The sequence below is a fragment of the Brevundimonas vesicularis genome, assembly GCF_900445985.1.
Lineage (GTDB): Bacteria > Pseudomonadota > Alphaproteobacteria > Caulobacterales > Caulobacteraceae > Brevundimonas > Brevundimonas vesicularis_D.
Genome location: NZ_UAQP01000005.1, coordinates 1426082 through 1446628 on the forward strand (window position 1 = coordinate 1426082; position 20547 = coordinate 1446628).

The 20547-nt window shown below is 63.8% G+C and carries 18 protein-coding genes; 8 read left to right on the forward strand and 10 right to left on the reverse strand.

Translation table 11 applies throughout. From position 1 onward, the window contains the following. Window positions 1-89: 89 nt before the first annotated feature. A complete protein-coding gene (locus DT343_RS07080; protein WP_112862279.1) occupies window positions 90-863 on the reverse strand; it encodes an IclR family transcriptional regulator in 774 nt (257 codons plus the stop codon). Between the two features lie 183 nt (window positions 864-1046). Between DT343_RS07080 and DT343_RS07085 the strand changes: the two genes are divergently transcribed. Genes DT343_RS07085 through DT343_RS07095 form a run of 3 tightly spaced genes read left to right on the forward strand, consistent with a single transcriptional unit; the run spans window position 1047 to window position 4136 of the window. Beyond that, window positions 1047-2621: a sodium/sugar symporter gene (locus DT343_RS07085; protein ID WP_112862280.1), complete on the forward strand. Its 1575-nt coding sequence runs from the start codon at window positions 1047-1049 to the stop codon at window positions 2619-2621. Between the two features lies 1 nt (window position 2622). Further along, window positions 2623-3513 (forward strand): 2-dehydro-3-deoxygalactonokinase, encoded by an 891-nt coding sequence (locus DT343_RS07090; RefSeq protein ID WP_112862281.1) that lies wholly within the window; start codon window positions 2623-2625, stop codon window positions 3511-3513. Continuing rightward, window positions 3510-4136, forward strand: a complete 627-nt coding sequence (locus tag DT343_RS07095) for a 2-dehydro-3-deoxy-6-phosphogalactonate aldolase (protein ID WP_112862282.1) — start codon at window positions 3510-3512, stop codon at window positions 4134-4136. Before DT343_RS07090 ends, DT343_RS07095 begins: the two co-directional genes overlap by 4 nt. A gap of 150 nt (window positions 4137-4286) precedes the next feature. Here the strand turns inward: DT343_RS07095 and DT343_RS07100 are convergent, their stop codons facing one another. The 4 genes from DT343_RS07100 to DT343_RS07115 all read right to left on the reverse strand — a co-directional run bounded on the left by DT343_RS07100 (window position 4287) and on the right by DT343_RS07115 (window position 10603). Continuing rightward, complete coding sequence (locus DT343_RS07100) at window positions 4287-4766, reverse strand: GNAT family N-acetyltransferase (RefSeq protein WP_258522517.1); 480 nt, start codon at window positions 4764-4766, stop codon at window positions 4287-4289. A gap of 159 nt (window positions 4767-4925) precedes the next feature. Then, complete coding sequence (locus DT343_RS07105; RefSeq protein ID WP_112862284.1) at window positions 4926-6338, reverse strand: efflux transporter outer membrane subunit; 1413 nt, start codon at window positions 6336-6338, stop codon at window positions 4926-4928. Further along, window positions 6335-9481 (reverse strand): multidrug efflux RND transporter permease subunit, encoded by a 3147-nt coding sequence (locus tag DT343_RS07110; RefSeq protein WP_112862285.1) that lies wholly within the window; start codon window positions 9479-9481, stop codon window positions 6335-6337. Before DT343_RS07110 ends, DT343_RS07105 begins: the two co-directional genes overlap by 4 nt. Window positions 9482-9493: 12 nt before the next feature. After that, a complete protein-coding gene (locus DT343_RS07115) occupies window positions 9494-10603 on the reverse strand; it encodes an efflux RND transporter periplasmic adaptor subunit (protein WP_258522518.1) in 1110 nt (369 codons plus the stop codon). Between the two features lie 152 nt (window positions 10604-10755). Between DT343_RS07115 and DT343_RS07120 the strand changes: the two genes are divergently transcribed. From DT343_RS07120 to DT343_RS07130, 3 genes are all read left to right on the forward strand, one after another. Next, the gene (locus DT343_RS07120) at window positions 10756-11448 is read left to right on the forward strand and encodes a response regulator (RefSeq protein WP_112862287.1); all 693 of its coding nucleotides are present in this window, start codon (window positions 10756-10758) and stop codon (window positions 11446-11448) included. Continuing rightward, window positions 11445-12521 carry an ATP-binding protein gene (locus DT343_RS07125; RefSeq protein WP_112862288.1) on the forward strand — a complete coding sequence of 359 codons (1077 nt, stop codon included), beginning with the start codon at window positions 11445-11447 and terminating at the stop codon, window positions 12519-12521. The genes DT343_RS07120 and DT343_RS07125 overlap by 4 nt, the downstream gene beginning before the upstream one ends. 153 nt (window positions 12522-12674) lie before the next feature. Next, window positions 12675-13217, forward strand: a complete 543-nt coding sequence (locus tag DT343_RS07130) for a cytochrome b (protein ID WP_258522519.1) — start codon at window positions 12675-12677, stop codon at window positions 13215-13217. Window positions 13218-13424: 207 nt separating this feature from the next. Here the strand turns inward: DT343_RS07130 and DT343_RS07135 are convergent, their stop codons facing one another. From DT343_RS07135 to DT343_RS07155, 5 genes are all read right to left on the reverse strand, one after another. Beyond that, the gene (locus DT343_RS07135; protein ID WP_112862289.1) at window positions 13425-14813 is read right to left on the reverse strand and encodes an OprO/OprP family phosphate-selective porin; all 1389 of its coding nucleotides are present in this window, start codon (window positions 14811-14813) and stop codon (window positions 13425-13427) included. Window positions 14814-14969: 156 nt separating this feature from the next. Continuing rightward, window positions 14970-15752: an ABC transporter permease gene (locus tag DT343_RS07140; protein WP_112862290.1), complete on the reverse strand. Its 783-nt coding sequence runs from the start codon at window positions 15750-15752 to the stop codon at window positions 14970-14972. Then, entirely contained in the window at window positions 15733-16569 is an 837-nt protein-coding gene (locus tag DT343_RS07145; RefSeq protein ID WP_112862291.1) for an ABC transporter ATP-binding protein, read from the reverse strand. Before DT343_RS07145 ends, DT343_RS07140 begins: the two co-directional genes overlap by 20 nt. 32 nt (window positions 16570-16601) lie before the next feature. Next, the gene (locus DT343_RS07150; protein WP_112862292.1) at window positions 16602-17642 is read right to left on the reverse strand and encodes an ABC transporter substrate-binding protein; all 1041 of its coding nucleotides are present in this window, start codon (window positions 17640-17642) and stop codon (window positions 16602-16604) included. A 67-nt stretch (window positions 17643-17709) separates the two neighbouring features. Beyond that, window positions 17710-18870: a 4-oxalomesaconate tautomerase gene (locus DT343_RS07155; protein WP_112862293.1), complete on the reverse strand. Its 1161-nt coding sequence runs from the start codon at window positions 18868-18870 to the stop codon at window positions 17710-17712. A gap of 48 nt (window positions 18871-18918) precedes the next feature. Here DT343_RS07155 and DT343_RS07160 point away from each other — a divergent pair, with 48 nt between their 5' ends. Further along, on the forward strand, window positions 18919-19815 hold the full coding sequence (locus DT343_RS07160) for a LysR family transcriptional regulator (protein WP_017505538.1): 897 nt from the start codon (window positions 18919-18921) through the stop codon (window positions 19813-19815). A 537-nt stretch (window positions 19816-20352) separates the two neighbouring features. After that, on the forward strand, window positions 20353-20487 hold the full coding sequence (locus DT343_RS07165; protein ID WP_439897218.1) for a hypothetical protein: 135 nt from the start codon (window positions 20353-20355) through the stop codon (window positions 20485-20487). Window positions 20488-20547 lie beyond the last annotated feature (60 nt).

Here is a 20547-nt window from a genome sequence, read left to right on the forward strand (position 1 = left end):
CTCCCCAGGCCGGAAAGACGTTTGCGCGGCCGAAGGCCTTTTCACAAATGAAACTTGTTGCCGTCAACAAAAAATAGGGGACATCGCGATCAAGCTTGGGAAACGGCGCCCATCTGATCCGAGATCGCCTCTGCGGCTCGCACCAGCAGCGCTGCCGCCTCGTCCTGGGTGCAGGTCAGCGGCGCCTGTTCGATGAAGGGGGTGATCAGGGTGGCGATCACGCCGTCTGCCCCCATCACCGGGGCCACCAAGTCGGTCACGCCCTTCACGAAGTCGCTGGCCCGCTCGACATAGGGACCCTGCGTCATCGCCTGGGAACGCTCCGCGAACGCCTCCACCGCTTGCTGTCCGAACTGGGCGGCCAAAGTGTCATGCAGTTGCTTTTGGGCCCGCGCGTTGGCCCGCGAATAGAACATTAGGCCTGAAGTTGCGTGCAGGATGCTGCGCCGATAGCCGATGCGGACCGAATAGCCGAGGTCGCCAGGGCTCTCGATCCGGGCGATGACCACGATCTGGTCGCCGGACGGCACGACCAGATGGCAGGACTGCATCGTCGACGACGCCAGATCCCGCATCGCCGGCATGGCGACATCCACCAGCGATTTGATCGGCGCCTGGGTCATGCCGAGCGTGAACAGGCGGTTGGTCAGACGATAGCCGTCCGAGGACTGTTCGATATAGCCGCGGAACTCCAGAACCTGGATCATACGGAACAGTTCGCTGACCGACCGTCCCAGGGTGGCGGACATCTGCGACGGCGTCATCGGCTCGCCTTGTGCCGACAGCAGTTCAAGAACGTCGAGCCCCTTCTCCAAGGCGGGCGCGCGATATTTGCGATCGTCGGCGGCGTCTTCGTCTGTCATGGCATTCCTGTGGCTTGAGCCCGTCGTTGCCCCACAGCCGCCACGGTGGGCGGACGCCGAGGGCGATCGCTGGATTATTGCAGGTAAAATGCACCAGCGTATATAAAAATCCGTTGCGGCTGACCGGGGGCTGACCTAGGCTTCGACCTAAGCCCAACACGGGCGCATCGGGGGAAGTGCACCATGTCGCTCGCAGGCATCGATCTGGCGATTCTGGCGATCTACGCCATCTTCATCTTCGGCCTGGCCCAGTGGGTTTCGCGCAGCAAGGCGGGACATCAGAAGACCTCGACCGACTATTTCATGGCGTCCAAGAGCCTGCCGTGGTGGGCCATCGGCGCCTCCCTGATCGCCGCCAACATCTCGGCCGAGCAGATCATTGGCATGAGTGGATCGGGCTATGTGATCGGCCTGGGCATCGCCTCCTACGAATGGATGGCGGCGCTGACCTTGCTGATCGTGGGCAAGTTCTTCCTGCCGATCTTCCTGCGCAACGAGATCGTGACGATGCCGCAGTTCCTGCAGCAGCGGTATGGGCCGACGATCCGCAACGTGATGGCCGTCTTTTGGCTGCTGCTCTACGTCTTCGTGAACGTGACCTCGATCCTGTGGCTGGGCGCCATCGCGGTGCACACGGTCACAGGCTTCAACCAGGACTACGCCATCGTCGCCATCGGCGTCTTCGCCCTGGCCTATCAGCTGTGGGGCGGGTTGAAGGCCGTGGCCCTGACTGACATCGTGCAGGTGGCCCTGCTGGTCTGCGGCGGCCTGATCATCGGCTTCATCGCCCTGTCGACGATCGGCGGCGCGGGCGGCGCGGCGGCGGGCTTCCATACCCTTATCACCCAGTTCCCGGACAAGTTCGACATGATCCTGTCCAAGGACAACCCCCACTATCAGGAGCTGCCGGGCATCGCCGTCCTGCTGGGCGGCCTATGGGTCATGAACATCAGCTACTGGGGCTTCAACCAGTACATCATCCAGCGCGCCTTGGCCGCCAAGTCGCTGCCTGAAGCCCAGAAGGGCATCGCCTTCGCCGCCTATTTGAAACTGCTGATGCCGGTGATCGTGGTGCTGCCGGGCATGGCGGCGCTGATCCTGGCCCCCAATCTGTCGGCGCCGGACCAGGCCTATCCGACGATGATGAACCTGCTGCCGGTCGGTTTGAAGGGTCTGGTCTTCGCCGCCCTGATCGCCGCCATCATCGCTTCGCTGGCCTCGAAGGTGAACTCGATCTCGACCATCTTCACCCTGGACCTCTACGCCAAGATCAAGAAGGACGTGCCCGAGCACCAGTTGGTCACTGTCGGCCGCATCGCCGCCGTCGCCGCCGTGATCATCGGCATCCTGACCGCCCGCCCGCTGCTGGGCGGCTTCGATCAGGCCTTCCAGTTCATCCAGGAGTTCACCGGCTTCTTCACCCCCGGCATCGTGGTCATCTTCATGCTGGGTCTGTTCTGGAAGCGGGCGTCCGAAGCCGGCGCTCTGACCGCCGCCATCGGCTCTGTCGTCCTGTCGGCCATCTTCTGGTGGCTGCAGGAAACCGGCCAGTTCATCTTCCCCTTCATGAACCGGGTCGGCGTCGTCTTCGTCGTCTCGCTGATCGCAGCGGTGATCGTGTCCCTGCTGGTCCCGGCCAAGCCCGACGCCATGAAGATCAAACTGGATCAGATCAGCTACAGAACCTCGCTGGGCTTCAACCTGGCGGCGGTCGGCGTGATCGCCTTCCTGATCCTGGTCTATACGATCTGGTGGTGAGGTGAGTTCAGCGACCGGACTGATCGGGGTCGATTGGGGCACCAGCAATCTGCGCGTCATGCGGATCGCTGAGGGCGGCGCGGTGCTGGACAGCCGCGCCGACCCGCGCGGCGCCGGCGGCCTGGCGTCCGGTCAGTTCCGCGAGGTGCTGCACGATGTCGCCGGCGACTGGCTGAACGACGGCCTGCCCGTGCTGGTCAGCGGCATGGCCGGGGCGCGGGGCCGGTGGCGTGAAATGGCCTATCTGCCCTGCCCCGCCGGCGTCGCCGACCTGGCCAGCGCCGTCGCCAGCCCCGACGATGCGCCCCACGTCTCCATCGTGCCCGGCGTCGCCGTGTTCGAGGACGGCCGTCTTCAGGACTTGATCCGCGGGGAGGAGACCCAGGTCTTCGGCCTGGACGCGCCCGATGACGCAGTCGTCGTCGGTCCCGGCACCCACAGCAAATGGATCCGCACCGCTGACGGCCGGATCACGGACTTTCGCACCTTCATGACCGGCGAACTGTTCGCCGCCATCCGCAAGGGCACCATCCTGGGCGCCGAGATGGGCGAGTCGGGCGTGGACGACGAGGCCTTCGCCGCGGGGGTCGAGCGATCCCTGCGCGATCCCGCCGTCACCGCCGCCCTGTTCTCTGTGCGGGTCGAAGGTCTGGCCGGCCGCCTCTCGCCCGCGTCCTCAGCCGACTATCTGTCCGGCCTGCTGATCGGGGCGGAGGTCGCGGCCCAGGCCGACGCCAACGCCCGCCCCGTCATCCTGATCGGCGCCGAGGCGCTGAGCCGTCGCTACGCCGCCGCCTTGGAGCAGGGCGGTTTCCGCGACGTCCGCATTGCGGACGGCGCCGCCGCCACGGCCAAGGGTCTGTGGCGCATTCATGAGGCCGCACACCGATGATCCCTGTTTCCATCGAAAGCCTGGACGCCCTTCCGCTGATCGCGATCCTGCGCGGCCTGAAGTCGGACGAGGCGGTGGAGATCGGTGAGGCCATCGTCGCCGCCGGTTTCCGCTGCCTGGAAGTGCCGCTGAACTCGCCCGAACCGCTTGAGAGCATTCGCCGTCTTCGCGCCGCCCTGGACGGCCGCGCCTTGGTCGGCGCCGGCACGGTGCTGAGCGTCGAGACCGCGCGACAGGTGGCGGACGCCGGCGGTCAGCTGATTATCTCGCCCAACACCAACGTCAAGGTGATCGCCGAGACCAAGACCTTGGGTCTGCTGTCCCTGCCCGGTTTCTTCACCCCGTCCGAGGCGTTTACCGCCCTGGACGCCGGCGCCGACGCGCTGAAGCTCTTCCCCGCCGAAATCGCCGGACCCAAAGGCCTCAAAGCCGTCCGCGCCGTCCTGCCACCCGAAACCCGCGTCTATCCGGTCGGCGGCGTCGCGCCCGTCAGCATGGCCGCCTGGCGCTCAGCGGGCGCCTCCGGCTTCGGCATCGGCTCTGGCGTGTTCAAGCCCGGCCAGACCCCGGAGCAGACCGGGCTTCAAGCCGCCGATTTTGTGACTGGGTGGTCCGCCTCCTAGAGAAGGCCCGTAGCGTTCGACACCGGCCCGACGAGGCTCCCGCCCTCGAGTTTAGACCTGTCGTCCCGCTTGCTGTGGCCGACATCTAAGCCTTGAAGGGCAAGCGTCTCGTAGCAGGCGCTCCTGCTCCGCCGAACTTTCCGACGCGACCTATCTTGGCGCCGGATTCATCACCTTCTGAAACTGAAAGGCTTCCGCGCCTCCCGGAAAATCTCCTGCAACATCGTCCTCACCCGCATTGGGATCCGGATGACGCGCGTTGAAGAACTCCACGATCTTGAACCCACATATGTTGACGTAGAAGTGGATGTTCCGCTTCTCGAAATAGGGCGTGTGCGTTTCCCAGGCGACGGTGGACGGAAAGCGCTGCTCGATCGCGAACCAGGCTTGGCGTCCCAAACCTCGGGAGTGTTGGCCGACCTTGATGAAGAACAGATCCAGACTGTTGTGCTGGGTCTCAGTGTTGATCGTCACGACCGCGCCGCCGACATCGACGCCGTCCTGAACAATACGGAGCACGACAGCGCCCGGCGCGCTGAACGCCGTCTCCAGCGTTGCGTCCGATGGGATGGGTTCGTCGAGTTGGTCGCCGAACGCCTCCACGACGGCGAGCGCGAACGCCGCCTGCAAGTCGCGTTTGAAGCGCGGAAGGTCATCGGCCGAAGCGGGATGAAGCGTTACGGCGGCTGTCATCGGCAGGTCCTTTCATAGGGCAAGGGGGTCAACCAGACCCGGTTCGAAACCCGGTGAGGTCGCCGCGACTTCCTGCCTGCATTGGTAACGATCATCCTAAGCGCCTCCGCTCGGCGACATGGCGGTCGCACCGCCGACGTCGAGACCGCCACCGAGCGCGCGGTACAGGGTGACGGCGTTTGCGAGGCGCGCCTTCTGGGTCGCCAGCCGGGCGCGTTGCTGGGCATAGAGTTGGCGCTGCGCGTCGAGGAGTTCGAGGCGGCTGTCCAGCCCCGCCGCATAACGCTGCTGCGAAAGCAGTCTGCGGCGCTCGGCGACGCGGACCGCCGCAGTCTCGCGGTCCAACTGGGCGTCATAGGTTTCGCGCCCGGCCAAGCCGTCAGCGACTTCCCTGAAGGCGGTCTGGATCGTGCGCTCATAAGTCGCCACCGCCTGGTCCGCTCGAATCTCGGCAAGATCCAACGCGCCCTTCAGCCGTTCGGCGTTGAAGAGCGGCTGGGTGATGACAGGGGCGAAAGACCATGTTCGATTGGCACCTCTAAACAGGCCGCCGAGATCCGCGCTGGCCGAGCCAAGGCCCGCCGTCAGGGAGAGACGGGGGAAGAAGGCGGCGCGGGCCGCGCGAATGTCGGCGTTGGCTGCGGCAAGTTGGTGTTCCGCCTGTCGAATATCAGGACGATGTTCCAGAAGGTCTGACGGAACTCCAGCGCCGAGCCGCGTCACGATGGGCTCCGCCTCAAGGCTCAGGCGGGCCGGGAGACCTTCCGGCATGGGACGGCCGATCGCGAGCGTCAGAGCGTTCGTTGCTATGGCGAGGTCACGCCTGGCGGCTTCCCGGTCGGCTTCGGCGGTCAAGACCTGACCCTCGGCCTGTGCGACATCGAGACCGCTCGCTTGGCCAGCCTCCTGCAGCCGGCGAGTCAGGTCCAGCGAGGCTCGCCAATCGACGAGCGTCAGGGTCGTCAACGCCACAGCCTCTTCGGCGGCGCTCTGTGCGAGATAGGCGTCGGCGACCGTCGACATCACGGCGATCTGCGCGGCGTCCCGTCCCGATTGCGCAGCGAGATAGGCCGCAAAACTGCTGTCCGATTCCGCGCGAAGCCGTCCGAACAGGTCCAGTTCGAAAGCGGACAGAGCGAGCGACACGGTTGATTGGCTCGTGCTCTGGTCGCCCGGCCCTCCGCTCTGACTGTATCCGACTTGGGCGTCGACCTGTGGGGCGCTGCCCGCATTCTGGATGCGAAGCTGCGCACGTGCCGCATCGACATCCAAGAGCGCGAGCCGCAGATCGCGGCTTTCCGCGAGGGCGATCTCTATGAGGGCCTGCAGACGCGGATCGACGAAGACCGATCGCCAGTTCCGCTCGGCCGCCGATCGCTGGTCCACCTCAACTGAAGACGCGGGAAAGACCGGCGCCACCACGTCGGGGGCCGCCGTTCGCGGGACGGTTTGGCACCCGGCCAAGCCTAAGAGGAGCGCGATTCCGCCTTTGCGCATCCAGCCCGTCATGCCACGTCCCCCGTCTTATGCCGTTTCCACGGCCATTGCAGGCGCGTCACGCGTGAGGCCAGCCGATCCATCAGCGTCAGGGTGAAGACGAAGAAGACCGGCACGAAGAAGACCGCCAGCACCGTGGCTGTGATCATGCCTCCGAAGACCCCCGTACCGATCGCGTGCTGGGTCGCGGCGCTGGCGCCGCTCGCGATCATCAAAGGCAGGACGCCCAGGGTGAAGGCCAGGGAGGTCATGATGATCGGCCGCAGACGCAGGCGCGACGCCTCGATGGTCGCCGCGACGAGCGTCCTTCCCTCTTCGACCTGGAGCTTGCGGGCAAACTCCACAATCAGGATGGCGTTCTTGGCCGACAGGCCGATGATGGTGATCAAGCCGACCTTGAAGAAGACGTCGTTCGGCAGGTCGCGCAGGGTGACCGCGATTACGGCGCCGACGACGCCGAGCGGGACGACCAGCATGACGGCGAGCGGGATAGACCAACTCTCGTAAAGCGCCGCCAGGACGAGGAAGACGACTAGCATGGAAAAGGCCAGAAGCAGGGGCGCCTGAGCACCGCTCTGCTGCTCCTCCAAAGAAGCTCCCGTCCAGGCCGCGACGTAGCCAGCGGGCAGTTGGGACACGAGCCGCTCCATTTCCACCATCGCCTGGCCGCTTGAAACCTCTTTCGCCGGGCTGCCGGCGATACGCGCTGCGGGGAAGCCGTTGTAGCGTACGAGTTGGGCCGGCGAGGCGGTCCACTCCGGGGTGACGACTTCGGACAGAGCGGTCATGCCGCCCAAGCGATTGGGCACATAGAGCTTCAGCACGTCAGCCAGCTGCATCCGGGCGCTGGCGTCCGCCTGAACGATCACCTGCTGAAGCCGGCCGTTGTTCGGGAAGTCGTTGACGTAGCTCGACCCCAGGGCTGCGCTGATCGTGTTGTTGATCGCCTCGAACGAGACACCCATGACTTCAGCCTTCTCGCGGTCAATGCGCAGATTGACGGCGGAACCGGCCGGAAGGCCCTCCGAATAGACGCCCGACAGTTTGGGGCTGGCGGCCGCCAGAGCGAGCAGCCGATCGGTCGCCGCCTGCAACTCGGCGCCCGTCTGTCCGCTCACGGCCTGGAGCCGCATTGAAAAGCCCGAAGACGTTCCAAGGGAGTCGATCGCCGGCGGCATCAGGGTCATTACTTCGCCGTCTCGAACCGCGGCCATCGCCGCCGTCGCCGCCTCCATCTCGCCGGCCGAGGTGGCGCCTTTGCGGGACTTCCAGTCGACCAGGTTGGTGAACACCATCGCGGCGTTAGACCCCGAACCGGAGAAGCTGAAGCCCATGATGCTGGTGGCGCCCGCGATCGCCGGACGCGCCAGAACGGCCTGTTCGAACTGGGCCACGACGGCGCGCGTCCGCTCGGCCGTGGCGTCGGCCGGCAGGGTGATGGAGGTCATCAGCTGTCCCTGGTCCTCGTCCGGCAGGAAGGCGGACGGCAGTCGGACGAAAGCGAATATGGTCACGGCCAGGATGGCCGCGAACACGACCATGACCCGTCCGGCTCGCCTCAGAAGGCGCGCCACCCCGCTGACGTAGGCGTCGGTCATTCGGGCGAAGCCTCGGTTGAACCTGCCGAAGATCCCGGCCTGACCGTCATGACCGCCCGTCACGGGTTTCAGGAGGGTCGCGCACAGCGCCGGCGTCAGCGACAGGGCGAGGAAGGCGGAGAAGAGGATCGACACCGACATGGCGAGGGTGAACTGCCGATAGATCGCGCCCACCGACCCGCTCGCGAACGCCATTGGGATGAAGACCGCAGACAGCACCAGGGTGATGCCGATGACCGGCTTGGTGATCTCCGTCATCGCCTTGATCGTGGCCGCCTTGGGCGACAGTCCTTCGACCGCCATCAGTCGCTCGACGTTCTCGACCACGACGATGGCGTCGTCCACGATGATGCCGATGGCGAGGACCATGCCGAACATTGTCAGCACATTGATCGAGAATCCCGCCGCCGCCATGACCGCAAACGTCCCCAACAGCGCGATGGGCGCGACGATGGCGGGAATGAGGGTGTAGCGGATGTTCTGCAAAAACAGGAACAACACCAGAAAGACCAGGACCATGGCCTCGAGCAGGGTGTGGACCACCTTTTCGATCGAAACCTTGACGAAGGGCGCATTGTCGTAAGGGATCGAATAGCTCATGCCTTCCGGCATGGCCGTCTTCAGCTGCTCCAGGCGCGCGATGACGGCTTTGGACACGGCGACGGAGTTTGCGCCAGGCGCGAGCAGGATCGCCGCGGAGGCTGCGGGCTTGCCGTTGTAATAGCTATCGAAGCCGTACGACTGTTGGCCGAGCTCGACGCGCGCGACGTCGCCCAGGGTCAGGCGTGAGCCGGAGGCGTCCGCGCGCAGGGTGATGGCCCGAAACGCCTCGGGACTTTCAAGTTGACCCGTCGCGGTCAGAGGTACGGTGACAGTTTGCCCGGCGAGCGTGGGCGCGTCGCCGATGCGCCCGGGCGCAATGGGTAGGTTCTGGTTGGCGATGGCGGTCGTGACATCCGTGACGCTGACGCCATGCGCGGCCATCTTCTGCGGATCGATCCAGACCCGCATCGCCTGTTCCGACGAGAAGTTCTGAACCCGTCCGACACCGGGCACACGCTTGAGCTCCTCGACCAGGTTGCGGCTGAGATAGTCGCCCAAGGCCTGCTCGTCGAACTTGCCGTCCGAGTTCAGGCTGACGATCATCAGGAACCCGGATGAAGCGGATTCGACGCTCAGGCCGGTTTGTCGGACGGCCTGCGGCAAGCGCGGCTCGACGCTCTTGAGCCGGTTCTGAACGTCGATCTGGGCCAGTTCCGGATTGACGCCCGGCTTGAAGGTCGCCGTGATCGACGCCGATCCGGACGTATCGCTGGAGCTCTCAAAATACAGCAGGTTCCGGACGCTCGAAAGTTCGCGTTCGATGGGCGCGATCACGCTGTCCGCCAGCGTTTGCGGCGTCGCACCGGGATAGCTGGCGCTGATGCTGACGCTGGGCGGCGCCACGTTTGGAAAGCGTTCGATCGGCAGGCGCGGAACCGCCAGGACGCCGAGAAGGATGATGAAGATCGAGATCACCCAGGCGAAGACGGGACGTTCGATAAAGAAGCGAGGCATGAAGGGCGCCGATCAGCGAACAGGTTTGCGCCAGGCCGTGGCCTGGACCTTGACATCGGGCCGGACACGGTCGCGCCCTTCCACGACCACACGGTCACCCGGGCTGACGCCAGAAAGGATGACGTAGTTGTTGTCGATCACCTCCCCGAGCCGGACATTTCGGGTCTGCACCCGGCCGTCGCCGGCGAACACCATGACCTGAGCTTGAGGGCCAGCGTGAAAGACAGCCTGTTGCGGGACGCGAGGCAGCAGCTGCGCGGGCCCGCGCGGCAGGCCCACGCGAACGAACATGCCGGGCAGGAGCTGGCCGGACGGATTGTCAACGAGCACACGGACGGTCACATCGCCGGTGGCCGGATCGACCCGACGCTCCGAGAACATCAGCCTGCCCATCAACCCCGTGGGCGGTCCGTCTGCGTCCAGGACGGTGACGGGCGCCGAACGCATCGCCTCTTCGCTCAGGCCCGTCAGCCGGGTCGCAGGCTGACGCACGTCGATGTAGACTTGGCCGATCTGTTGGATCGAAGCCAAGGCCGTCGTGTCGCCCACATTGACGAGCGCGCCCTCGCTGATCGCCGCCGCGCCGATCCGTCCCGCGATCGGCGCGGTGATGGTCGCAAACCTCAGATCCAGGCGGCGGCGCGCCAGGGTAGCCTGCGCCGCCGCCACGTCCGCCTGCGCTTGTGCCAGAGTCGATGCGGCGTCGTCGACCGTTTGGCGGCTGACCGCTTCGGTCTCAATCAGCGGCTTGAGGCGATCGACCTGAAGCCGCGCGCGATCTCGGACGGCCAGCGCGCGCTGAAGGGCGGCGGCGGCCGCGTTAGCGTCGGCTTGGAACGGCGCCGTGTTGATCTGGAACAGAGGTTGCCCCGCCCGCACGGTCGCGCCCTCCGCAAAGAGACGCTTCTGGATGATCCCCCCGACCTGGGGTCTGATTTCGGCTGTGCGCAACGCCACCACCCGGCCGGGCAGCTCATCGGTCATCGCCACCGGTCCGTTGACGGCGGTCGCTATCGACACCTGAACAGGGGCTGTCGAAGGCGCCTGTTCAGGCTTGCCGCATCCGGCGAGGGTCACGGCGCACAAAAGACCGGTCAGCAGGATATCGGTAGGTTTCGTCACGAAAAGCTCCACGATCGCGGCCGCGCCGCTTGCGGGCTGTCGCACCAACGCCCTGCGTGATGGTGGACGCTTGATGCACGAATGGTGGACGATGCGGCCCCACGCTTTCCTTGCGGCGCCTGGCATGCGACGCGAAACGCAGGAGGCCTACGATGAACGCTCTGGTGCTTATCGCCGAAGACGAACCCAAGATCGCAGAGGTTTTGGAGCTCTACCTTGTGCGAGAAGGCTTTCGCACGATCACAGCGCGGGATGGCCAGACTGCGGTGGATCTGCACACCAGTCTGCGACCTGATTTGGTCCTATTGGATGTCGGCCTGCCGCGAAAAACCGGCTGGGAAGTCCTCGGCGATCTGCGTCACCACGCGGATACGCCCGTGATCATGATCACAGCCCTCGACCAGGACATCGACAAGCTTCAGGCCCTGCGGATCGGCGCCGACGACTATGTCGTCAAACCGTTCAATCCGCTGGAAGTGGTTGCGCGCGTGCAGGCCCTTCTCCGCCGAAGCGCGACGCGATCGCCGCCGGGCGTGGTCAGGCTGGGCAAGCTGGAGATCGATTTCGACGCCCACCGCGTCTACGTCGCCCGAGAGGGCGTCCGCACGGGACTGGACCTCACCCTGACCGAGTTCCGGCTGCTCTCCTATCTGGCTCGCCCCCCGGGGCGGGTCGCCTCGCGCAGCACCCTGGTCGACGCCTGTCTGCCGGGCCAAGACGCCTTGGAGAAGACGGTTGATAGCCACATGAGCAAGCTGCGCCGCAAGTTGCGAACGGTGGACTGCGACGGGATGCTGCAAGTTGTGCGCGGGGTGGGCTATCTGCTGGAGCCCTCCTTGTCATGAGGTTTAACAGTCTCGCCACCAAGGTCAGTCTCTATATGACCGGCGTCTCTCTCGCTGGCGGCCTTCTGACCTCGGTCGGGGCCTATTTCATCTATGCTCTGATCGCCTCACAGAAGCCGGAGTGGCTCGCGGACCAGACCGGTGGAGCCTGGTACCCGATCGACTCGATCATCCTATGCGCCCTCATCCTGCTCGGTCTGTCCCTGTCCGCCGTCGTCTCGGTGATGTTCACGCGGCGTTTGCTTCAACCGCTCACCTCTCTGGCGACGACGGCCCGTCAAATCCAGGAAGGCGATCTCGGTGCGCGCGCCCGCGCCGAACCGGGGTCGGCCGCAGAGGCCGAGGCGCTGGTTGCCGATTTCAACGCCATGGCGGCGCGGGTGGAGGCGGTCTCGAACGACATCACCTTGTGGAACGCCTCGATCGCCCATGAACTTCGTACGCCGGTGACGATCCTGATCGGTCAACTCAGCGCCGCGAGCGACGGCCTCTTGAAGCTCGACGGGCCACTGTTGGCCAGTTTGAGGGATCAGGCGGCGAGCCTCGGGCGTCTGATCGAGGATTTGCGCGTCGTCAGCCTGGCGGGCGCCCAGAAACTGATGCTCCACACCGAACCGCTCGATCTCGCCGCCGCCGTCACGGCGCTCCGGCCCGCGGTGACCCCGCTGCTCGCCGAGGCCGGCTTCACGGTGGAGTGGCGGCTCTCGCCGGCCCAAACGGTCGGGGATGCGGCCCGTCTTCGCCAGGCCATCCTCGCGCTCATCGACAACGCCATCAAGCACGCCGAAGCGCAGGCCGGTCCCTTGATTATCAGGACCGACGTCATCCAGGGCGTGGCCCGGATATCTGTCAGCGACGCCGGTCCCGGCCTTGCCGCCGACATCGCACCGCGCCTGTTCGATCCCTATTTCCGAATGAGCGAGGGGCGCGACGGCAGCGGGCTTGGGCTCATGGTCGTGCGGGCCATCGCCGAAGCCCACGGCGGGTTTGCGTTCTGTGACCGCAATGACCGGTCAGGCCTGGATTTCAGCCTCGATCTTCCAGGCCTTCATGATCCGCTGGCGCCCCGCTGAGCGGCGCCCCGTTGATAGCGCCCCTCTCATCTCCACCTCTCCTCAGCCATCTGTCCACCAGATCGCAAGGTCCCAAGCGCACAGTCTGAGGCTCTGCTCACCCCCAGTCCGCCCTTCCAACGGCGCTCGACCCACATCAAAGGCCGCCCACCGGTGACACACCAACGTTACTCCCGCCCGATGCGCGCATTGCATTGGATACGGGCGATATTGATCCTGGGTCTGATCCTGCTCGGATGGAGCATGACAACCCTTTCGGACGACACCGCCGCCAAGTTCGATTGGATGTATCCTGTCCATAAGGAATTTGGTGTTCTGGCCTTTGTCGTGGGGCTCATCGCGGTAATTGTGCGGTTACGATCCGCCCTTCCGCCTCACCCAGCCGATCTGAAGCCTTGGGAGGCGGCCCTGTCCGTTGCGACACAACGGCTCATGCTAGCGCTGGGCATAATTGTCCCTCTGATGGGTTATGCGATGTCCAGTTCATACTCTCAGAGCGACGGCGTCCCCTTCTTCTTCTTTGATCTCCCGGAACTGCTCGGAAAGAACGACAAGGCCTTTGCGATTTTCGCATGGGCCCACAAGACTACAGCCTACACGCTGCTGGCGCTGATCAGCCTGCATGTCCTCGCCGTCATCAAGCATCGCTTTTTTGATCGAGGCCGCGACACAGACGTCCTTTCGAGGATGATCTGAAGCTGGCCTAAGCCTTTAGCTTAGCGGGCGATCCGAAAGCGATGTCGAAAGTCTCCCAAGCCTGACACATCATGCGTCGAAGATTGCCACGAGCAGACCAGGCGAATGCCGACCTTCTGTCGACACGATCAACCGGTCTAGCCCATCGGACCATCCGCTTGAGCAAACGCAGACACGACATTGATGCTCAGGAATGTAATAGGCGATTTAGAAACTCAGCGCGGACCTCACAACGACTGTGGTCCCCGTGTCCGCGCCTTGGAAGGCGCCGGTCCGGTTGTCTGTTTCCCACCGGGTGGCGTTCAGCATGAAGCGGAGTTGGCTCGTCCAATACCAGTTCACGCCGAGCGTCACTGCCGTGGCATCCCCGCCAGTCGGTGCGTCGGTGAAATCGTAGGCATCATAGCGCGCCAGAACTTCCCACGCGCCGGTTCCGCCCTCCGTCACGGGCGAGTGCACAGTCGTGCGCGACCAGGCGCCGGTCTTGGCTGAATATCCCGCCTTATCTGGCGTGAGGAACCAGCCGCCCGCCAAGGACCAGGCGTTTTGGTCGACAGCGTAGCGACCGGTTACAGGCCCACCTTCAACCGTGCGGCGGCCAGCTTCGGCGTAGATCCAGGCGCGCCCGAAAGCCCCGGCTTCCACTCCGTAGGCCGATCCACGCTCGGGCGCCACGAGCGCGCCGCTCGAACTGCGGACCAGATCATTGAAATGACCGGCGATATAGGCGTTGCGCGAGATTGAGTTGAGCGTTCGGGGATAGTTTTCATAAAAGGCCCAACCGCCAAGATGCAGGATGACGTCAGATGTCTTGACCGGATTCCAGTGGGCGCGAGTGGTGACGGTGAAGGTGTCGTTGTTGTCCCCGGCATTGGACAGATCCTCGCCGGTGATCGCCGCCGTCATGTGCCAGTTGGAGCCTGTCAGGCGGCCTGTAAGCCCTACGCCGAAGGATCCCTTCTGGGCGCCGATGGCCGTTCCGACTGCGTTTCGTTCGACGAACGGAACCGAGATGACGCCCGACGCCCCATCCAGACTCCGGTCGTTCAGCCTCTGACCGATGGTGAGCGACCCCTCAACGTCGCCGAATTTCTTGAGCAGCTCGATATTGGCGGAACGCACACTGACGACGTTGTCCGTCAACTCAGCTTCCACGGCATAGCGAACATTGGGTGAAATGGCGCCCTCGGCGCCCAGCCGGATCGCGCGAAGTTCGGTGCCGGAAATATTGCGATCGGCGAAGTCCGATCCCGACGTGTTTGATGCATCGACCTGCACCCGTCCACGTAGGCGAAACGATGCGCCGCCTTGTGCAAACTCTGGCGCGCCCTTGCTCCAATCGATCCGAAGGTCCGGACGCGGTGGCGCCGCGGCGGCGACTTGCGGGGCGGGAGGCGTCGCAACAGCTGCGGGCGCCGGTGCAGGCTGCGGCTTGGATTCCAAGGCGTCCAGCCGCGCCTCCAACGCGGCGATGGTTCGCGCCTGGGCCTGGACGATCGCTGCGAGATCCGCCTCGTTGACCGACTGGGCATGGGCGCCCGACGCTGTCGCCAGAGCAGAGGCGGCGACGGACACGATTAGAGTGCTCTTGAACATGGTTGCTCCTCCCAGGGCGCAGGCTCTCGATCGACCGAAGAGGCGGTCGAGGGGGCCGTCATTATTCTTGGAAATTCCGCGAACAGGCCCGTCGCATTCGCTGCGGGCATGTCCGTCATGGATCCCGCCCGGGGTGGCGCCCGGGCGGGGTCGTCGTCAGAGAGTGGCGGGCTTGGCGTCTGCGCGCGGCCGCCACGTGATCAGGCGGTTTTCAGCAACGTCCAGCAGTCGGTCAATGAAGAGGACGAAAACGGCCAGGATGATGATGCCGGCGAAGACGCCCACTGAGTTGAAGTTGCCCTCGGCCTGAGCAATCAGATACCCAAGTCCGGCCGACGCGCCGAGATATTCGCCGATGATGGCGCCGACGACCGCAAAGCCGACGGAGGTCCGCAGGGACGACAGGATCCAGCTCGCCGCCGCCGGGAAGTAGACGTGAACCAGCAGATCCGAACGTTTGGCGCCCAGGATGCGGGCGTTGGCCAGAACGGCCGGGTTAACCTCACGCACGCCCTGCATGGCGTTGAAGAAGGTGATGAAGAAGACGAGCGTCACCGCCAAGGCGACCTTGGACCACAGACCCAAGCCCAGCCACAGCACGAAGATCGGCGCCAAGACCACGCGCGGGATGGCGTTGAAACCCTTGATGAAGGGATCAAGAATCCGGGCGGCCATCGGGCTGAGCCCCAACCAGACGCCAGCGGCGACACCAAGCATCGTGCCGATGATGTAGCCCAACACCGTCTCGGTCAGTGTGATGACGACGTGGTGGAAGAAGCTGGGATCGGACACCCAGTTCCAGATTTGGAGGCCGATATCGCTGGGAGCGGGGAAGAAGAACTTGTCGATGACGCCCGTCATCACCCCAAGCTGCCATCCGCCGAAGATGAAGATCGCCAGGGCGATCTGCATCGCGCGTTCATTTTTCAGGACGTGCATAGCTTTTCTCCACTTCGCCGCGCAGGCAGGCCCAGATGTCGCGGTACAGATCTGTGAATCGTTGATCGAGCTTGATTTCGGCCACATCGCGCGGCCGCTCCAGATCGACCGGGAAGCTCTCGACCACACTGCTGCGTGGACCGGAGGCCAGGACGACGACGCGGTCGCCCAAGGCGATGGCCTCGTCCAGATCGTGAGTGATCATGATCACTGCGCGCCGATCTTCCTGCCAAAGCCGCAAAAGCTCGTTCTGCATCAGGTGGCGGGTGTGGATGTCCAAAGCCGAAAAGGGTTCGTCCATCAGGATCACCTTGGGTTCGGTGATCAGGGCCTGGGCCATCTGAACGCGCTTGCGCTGGCCGCCGGACAACTGGTGCGGATAGCGTTTTCCAAATCCGGCCAGACCCACCTTGGCCAACCACGCGTCGACCTTCTCGGCACGTTCGGCTTTGGAGATGTCAGACCGGAATTTGAGCCCCAGCTCGACGTTCTCGAAGGCCGTCTTCCAGGGCAGCAGCGCCTCCTGCTGGAACAGATAGCCGATGTCGCCCTGAATTCCCGAAACCGGCTGACCGTCGATGGTCACAGAGCCCTTCGCCGGTTTCAAAAGGCCAGCGACCGCATTCAGGATGGTGCTTTTGCCGCACCCCGTCGGACCGACGACCGAGACGAACTCGCCGTCGGCTACCGTGATGTTGACGTTTTCCGTGGCGACGAAATCACCGAACGCCATGGTGACGTCGTCGATGCAGACCATCGGTTTGGGATGCTTAGCCGGTCGGATCGGCGTCGGCATCTTCAGTACAGCGGAAGCCATTCCCGGCCCTTTCTGTTTAACTGGGGTTGAACTCAAGGTCGGCCCGCCGCGGCCGGAGAGGCGGCGGCGCGATCGACAAAGGCGTTGGTGTAGGTCTTGGTCAGATCGACATTCGCGCCCTTAACGTCGGGATTGAATGCCGACAGCACACGCAGGGGCGTCTGAACGTCCGTCGCGTTGAACCGGCCATCGGCGGAGAAGATCGCCTTGGCCTTCTCAACAGCCAGCGTGTAGGTCGCCTTGTCGCCGGAAATGAAGTCCGAGGGCAGGCTGGCGACGATCTCTTCCGCGGAGTGATCGCGGATGAACTGCAGGGCCCGGAGTTCGGCGCGAGTGATCTTCTCGACCGTCTTGGGATTGGCGTCGATGAAGCGCTGCTCAGCGTAGAGCACCGACGTGGGGTAGATGCCGCCGTACACTTCGCGCGCGCCTTCATCGCTGCGGGCGTCGATCAGGATGCGGCCGATGCCCTTTTCCTCGATCAGCGTCGCGGCCGGATCGTAGTTCACCAACAGATCGATATTGCCCTGCTCGAGCGCAGCCACGGCGGCGGCGCCGGATCCGACGCCGATCAGAGACACGGAATCCTGAGGGATGTTGTGGCGCTGGAGGTAGTACCGGACGAAAAAGTCCGACGACGAGCCTGGCGCGGTGATGCCGATCTTGGCGCCGCGAATGGTCTCCGGCCTAGCCGGATCGAAGGTCGAATTCTTGCCGCCCGCCAGCACCAGGCCGGAGTTGCGCGACAGGACGACGAAGCCCACCACATCCTTGTTCTTAGGCTGCAACTGAATGGTGTGATCGTAGAAGCCGACCGCCACGTCGGTCGAACCCGCGACCAGCGCCTGCAGCACTTTGGAACCGCCCTGGGCGAAATTCTCTGTGCGGACGTCCAGCCCCTCGTCCTTGAAGTAGCCTTTGGCGGCCGCCACGAAGAACGGAAGATTGTTGAGGTTGTAGGAGCCCACGCTCATGCGCACGGTGGCGACCTCGCCCGCCGGGCCATCGGTTTTAGAACAGCCTGCGGATGCAAAGGCTACGGCGCAGACGGCCGCCAGGATCAGTTTACGCATCTCTTCCTCGTTTCAGTCCCTATGGTTGATGTCGCCTTTGCGGCGCTCTTGGTCTTGGGATGTCGCCTTAGGCGGCGGCGGTCCAGTTCTCCTGTCCATGCGACAGAGGTTTCAGGAATACGCGGCCCTCAAACAGGCGGCGGGCTGTGCGGACCAGGCCGGCGACGATCTCACCGCGCTCATCGCGTGTAAGGCTGACTTCCAGCGTGCCGCTCGGATGTTCGATGGTGACGACCGAGGGTGTCTCGATCCGCCCGACCAGATCTGCGGCGACGGTGCCCGGAGTTGCGCACGCTGTAGCGATGCCCACGGCGCCGGTGGTGGCCAGGGCGGTGTGACACGAGTGCGGCATGAAATAGCGCGCCCGGATCGTGCCGCCGTCTGAAGGCGCAGACACCAGGACAGGCTTCGGAACCACGCGTCCGCTGGCGTTGGCGATACCCATCCGATCCGCCGCGACGAGCCTGATCGTCTCAAGCCGCGCCATGAAATCCGGGTCGGAGTCGAGTTGCGCAGGGGTTTCTCCGCCGGTGACGCCAAGGTCGCTTGCGTTGATCAACACCATGGGAATCGCACAGTCGAAGCAGCTGATCCGCACACCGTCTACGGTTTCGCTGGTCAGTCCCGTGGGCAGCAGCTTGCCCGTCAGGGTGCCGGCGGCATCGGCGAAAGACAGAGAGATCGGCGCGGCCGTCCCGGGCGCTCCCGCGATCTCGGCGTCGCCGAGATAGGTGACCCGGCCAGCTTCTGTCGGGACGTGGGCCTCAATCAGCTTGTCGGTATTCACATTGTAGATCACGACCCGCGTTTCACCCTCCGTCGGCGAGACGAGACCGGCCTCAATGGCGAAGGGACCGACCGCGGCCAGCATGTTTCCGCAGTTCGGTGTCAGATCGACGATCTGTTCGTCCACACGGACCTGCGCGAACAGGTAGTCGACATCCGCGCGCTCGTGGGTCGAGCGAGACACGATAGCGACCTTGCTGGTCAGCGGGTTTCCACCGCCGATCCCGTCGATCTGCAGCGGATGTCCCGAACCCATGACCGCCATCAGGGCGGCGTCGCGATCCTTGGCGTCGGACGGCAGGTCGCTTGCGAGGAAAAAGGGACCTTTGGAGGTACCCCCTCGCATGAGCACGCACGGGATGCTGTCGAGATCGTTGGACAAGACACAAATCAACTGATGCACAAACCGGAATAGTTTGTTTCGTTGAGACGCAATTCGCATCAGTCGTATTGATTTGTAAAATGCGTTATTCGGAGCTACTCATGCGTCATGGCTATCAATTGTGAACTGCTGGACATCCGCGCTTTCCTCGCGGTGGTCGATATGCGCAGCTTCCATAAGGCGGCGCGGTCGCTGAACCTGTCTCAACCGGCGTTGAGCCGCCGGATACAAAAGCTTGAAGCCTCGATCGGCGCCCCGATCCTGGAACGAACCACACGAAATGTGGCTCTCACGGCGGTCGGCACCGAACTGCTGCCGTTGATGAGGCGAATGATCGAAGAGTTTGACTCGTCTCTGTTCGCCGTTCGGGAGCTGGGGCCTCAGCGAACGGGTCAGGTGACGATCGCCTGCCTGCCCACCGCCGCCTTCTATTTCCTGCCGACGGTCATCAAGCGGTTCAACGACGAGTTCCCTCACATTCGAATTCGCATTCTCGACCTGCCCGCGAATGAAGGCGTGCAGGCTGTGGCGCGGGGGGAGGTCGAGTTCGGGATCAATCTGATGGGGGCTTCTGATCCGGACCTGAGCTTCGACACCCTGCTCGACGACCCGTTCGTTCTCGCCTGTCGCAGAGATCACGCGCTTGCAGCCTACGACAACATTCACTGGCCGCAGTTGGTCAATCACCGGCTCATCACTGTGTATCGCTCAAGCGGGAACCGCGTGCTGCTCGACTCCGCCTTGGCCAAGGCCAATATCAAGCTCAACTGGTTCTATGAGGTGACCCACCTGTCCACCTCGTTGGGACTGGTCGAGGCGGGGCTGGGCATCTCGGTGCTGCCACGGCTTGCAACCCCCCAGGCGGAACACCCGATACTGGTCACCCGTGCAATCGTCGATCCGATCATTTCCAGGCCGATCGGGATCGTTCGGCGACGCGGCGCGACCCTGTCTCCCAGTGCAGAGCATTTCTTGGAAATGCTGACTGACATCTGGCGTACGTGAGCCCAGAGCGACAGGTCCGAGTCTGCTATATCATGGAAGTGGCTTACCACAGGCCAGTCCAATACAACAGAGGAATACCCTCTAGGGGCTTCTGCAGAATAGACGAAGTTTACAAGGCTATCAAAAGCTTAAAGGCCTCTTCGGAACCAGGTCGAAAGCGCCTTCGGCCTCCAGTTATTCCCACTCGATTACTGAAGCCGGACCAGAACATTGAATGTTTTGGATTTTTTGTTCGACATCGATAGGAAACCGATCCGTAGACCGAACAAATCTCGAGGTATTGAAAACATTGGTGAAATTCTAATCAATAAAATTTTCGTGATGTCGAGGCCTTTCGCAGTCTGTTGTGACCTTCGACGACATCTTTGACCCAAACGACATCAGTATCAACTTGGAGCTTCTCCACCATGATGGAGTGTATTCTGCGGTCCAGGCTAGCCGAGAGGTTTGCCGGATTCGCACGAATAGGTCGGCACAGCGGCTTCTGCGTAGCCACTCCACAAGCGACCGACCGGAACCGGGCGAGGAGTTGACGGCATGGTCGAGGACGCGATGAGAGGCGATATCGATCTGGCCCCATTCGTAACCCACACGATGGGTTTGGAGGAGATCAACGAGGGCTTCGCACTGATGCACGAAGGCAAGTCGATCCGCACGGTCATTCACTACTGACCCGCCGATCCGAAGCGGCGCGAGGCGCTCGGATCGACAACTCGGCCGTCATCATGTCCC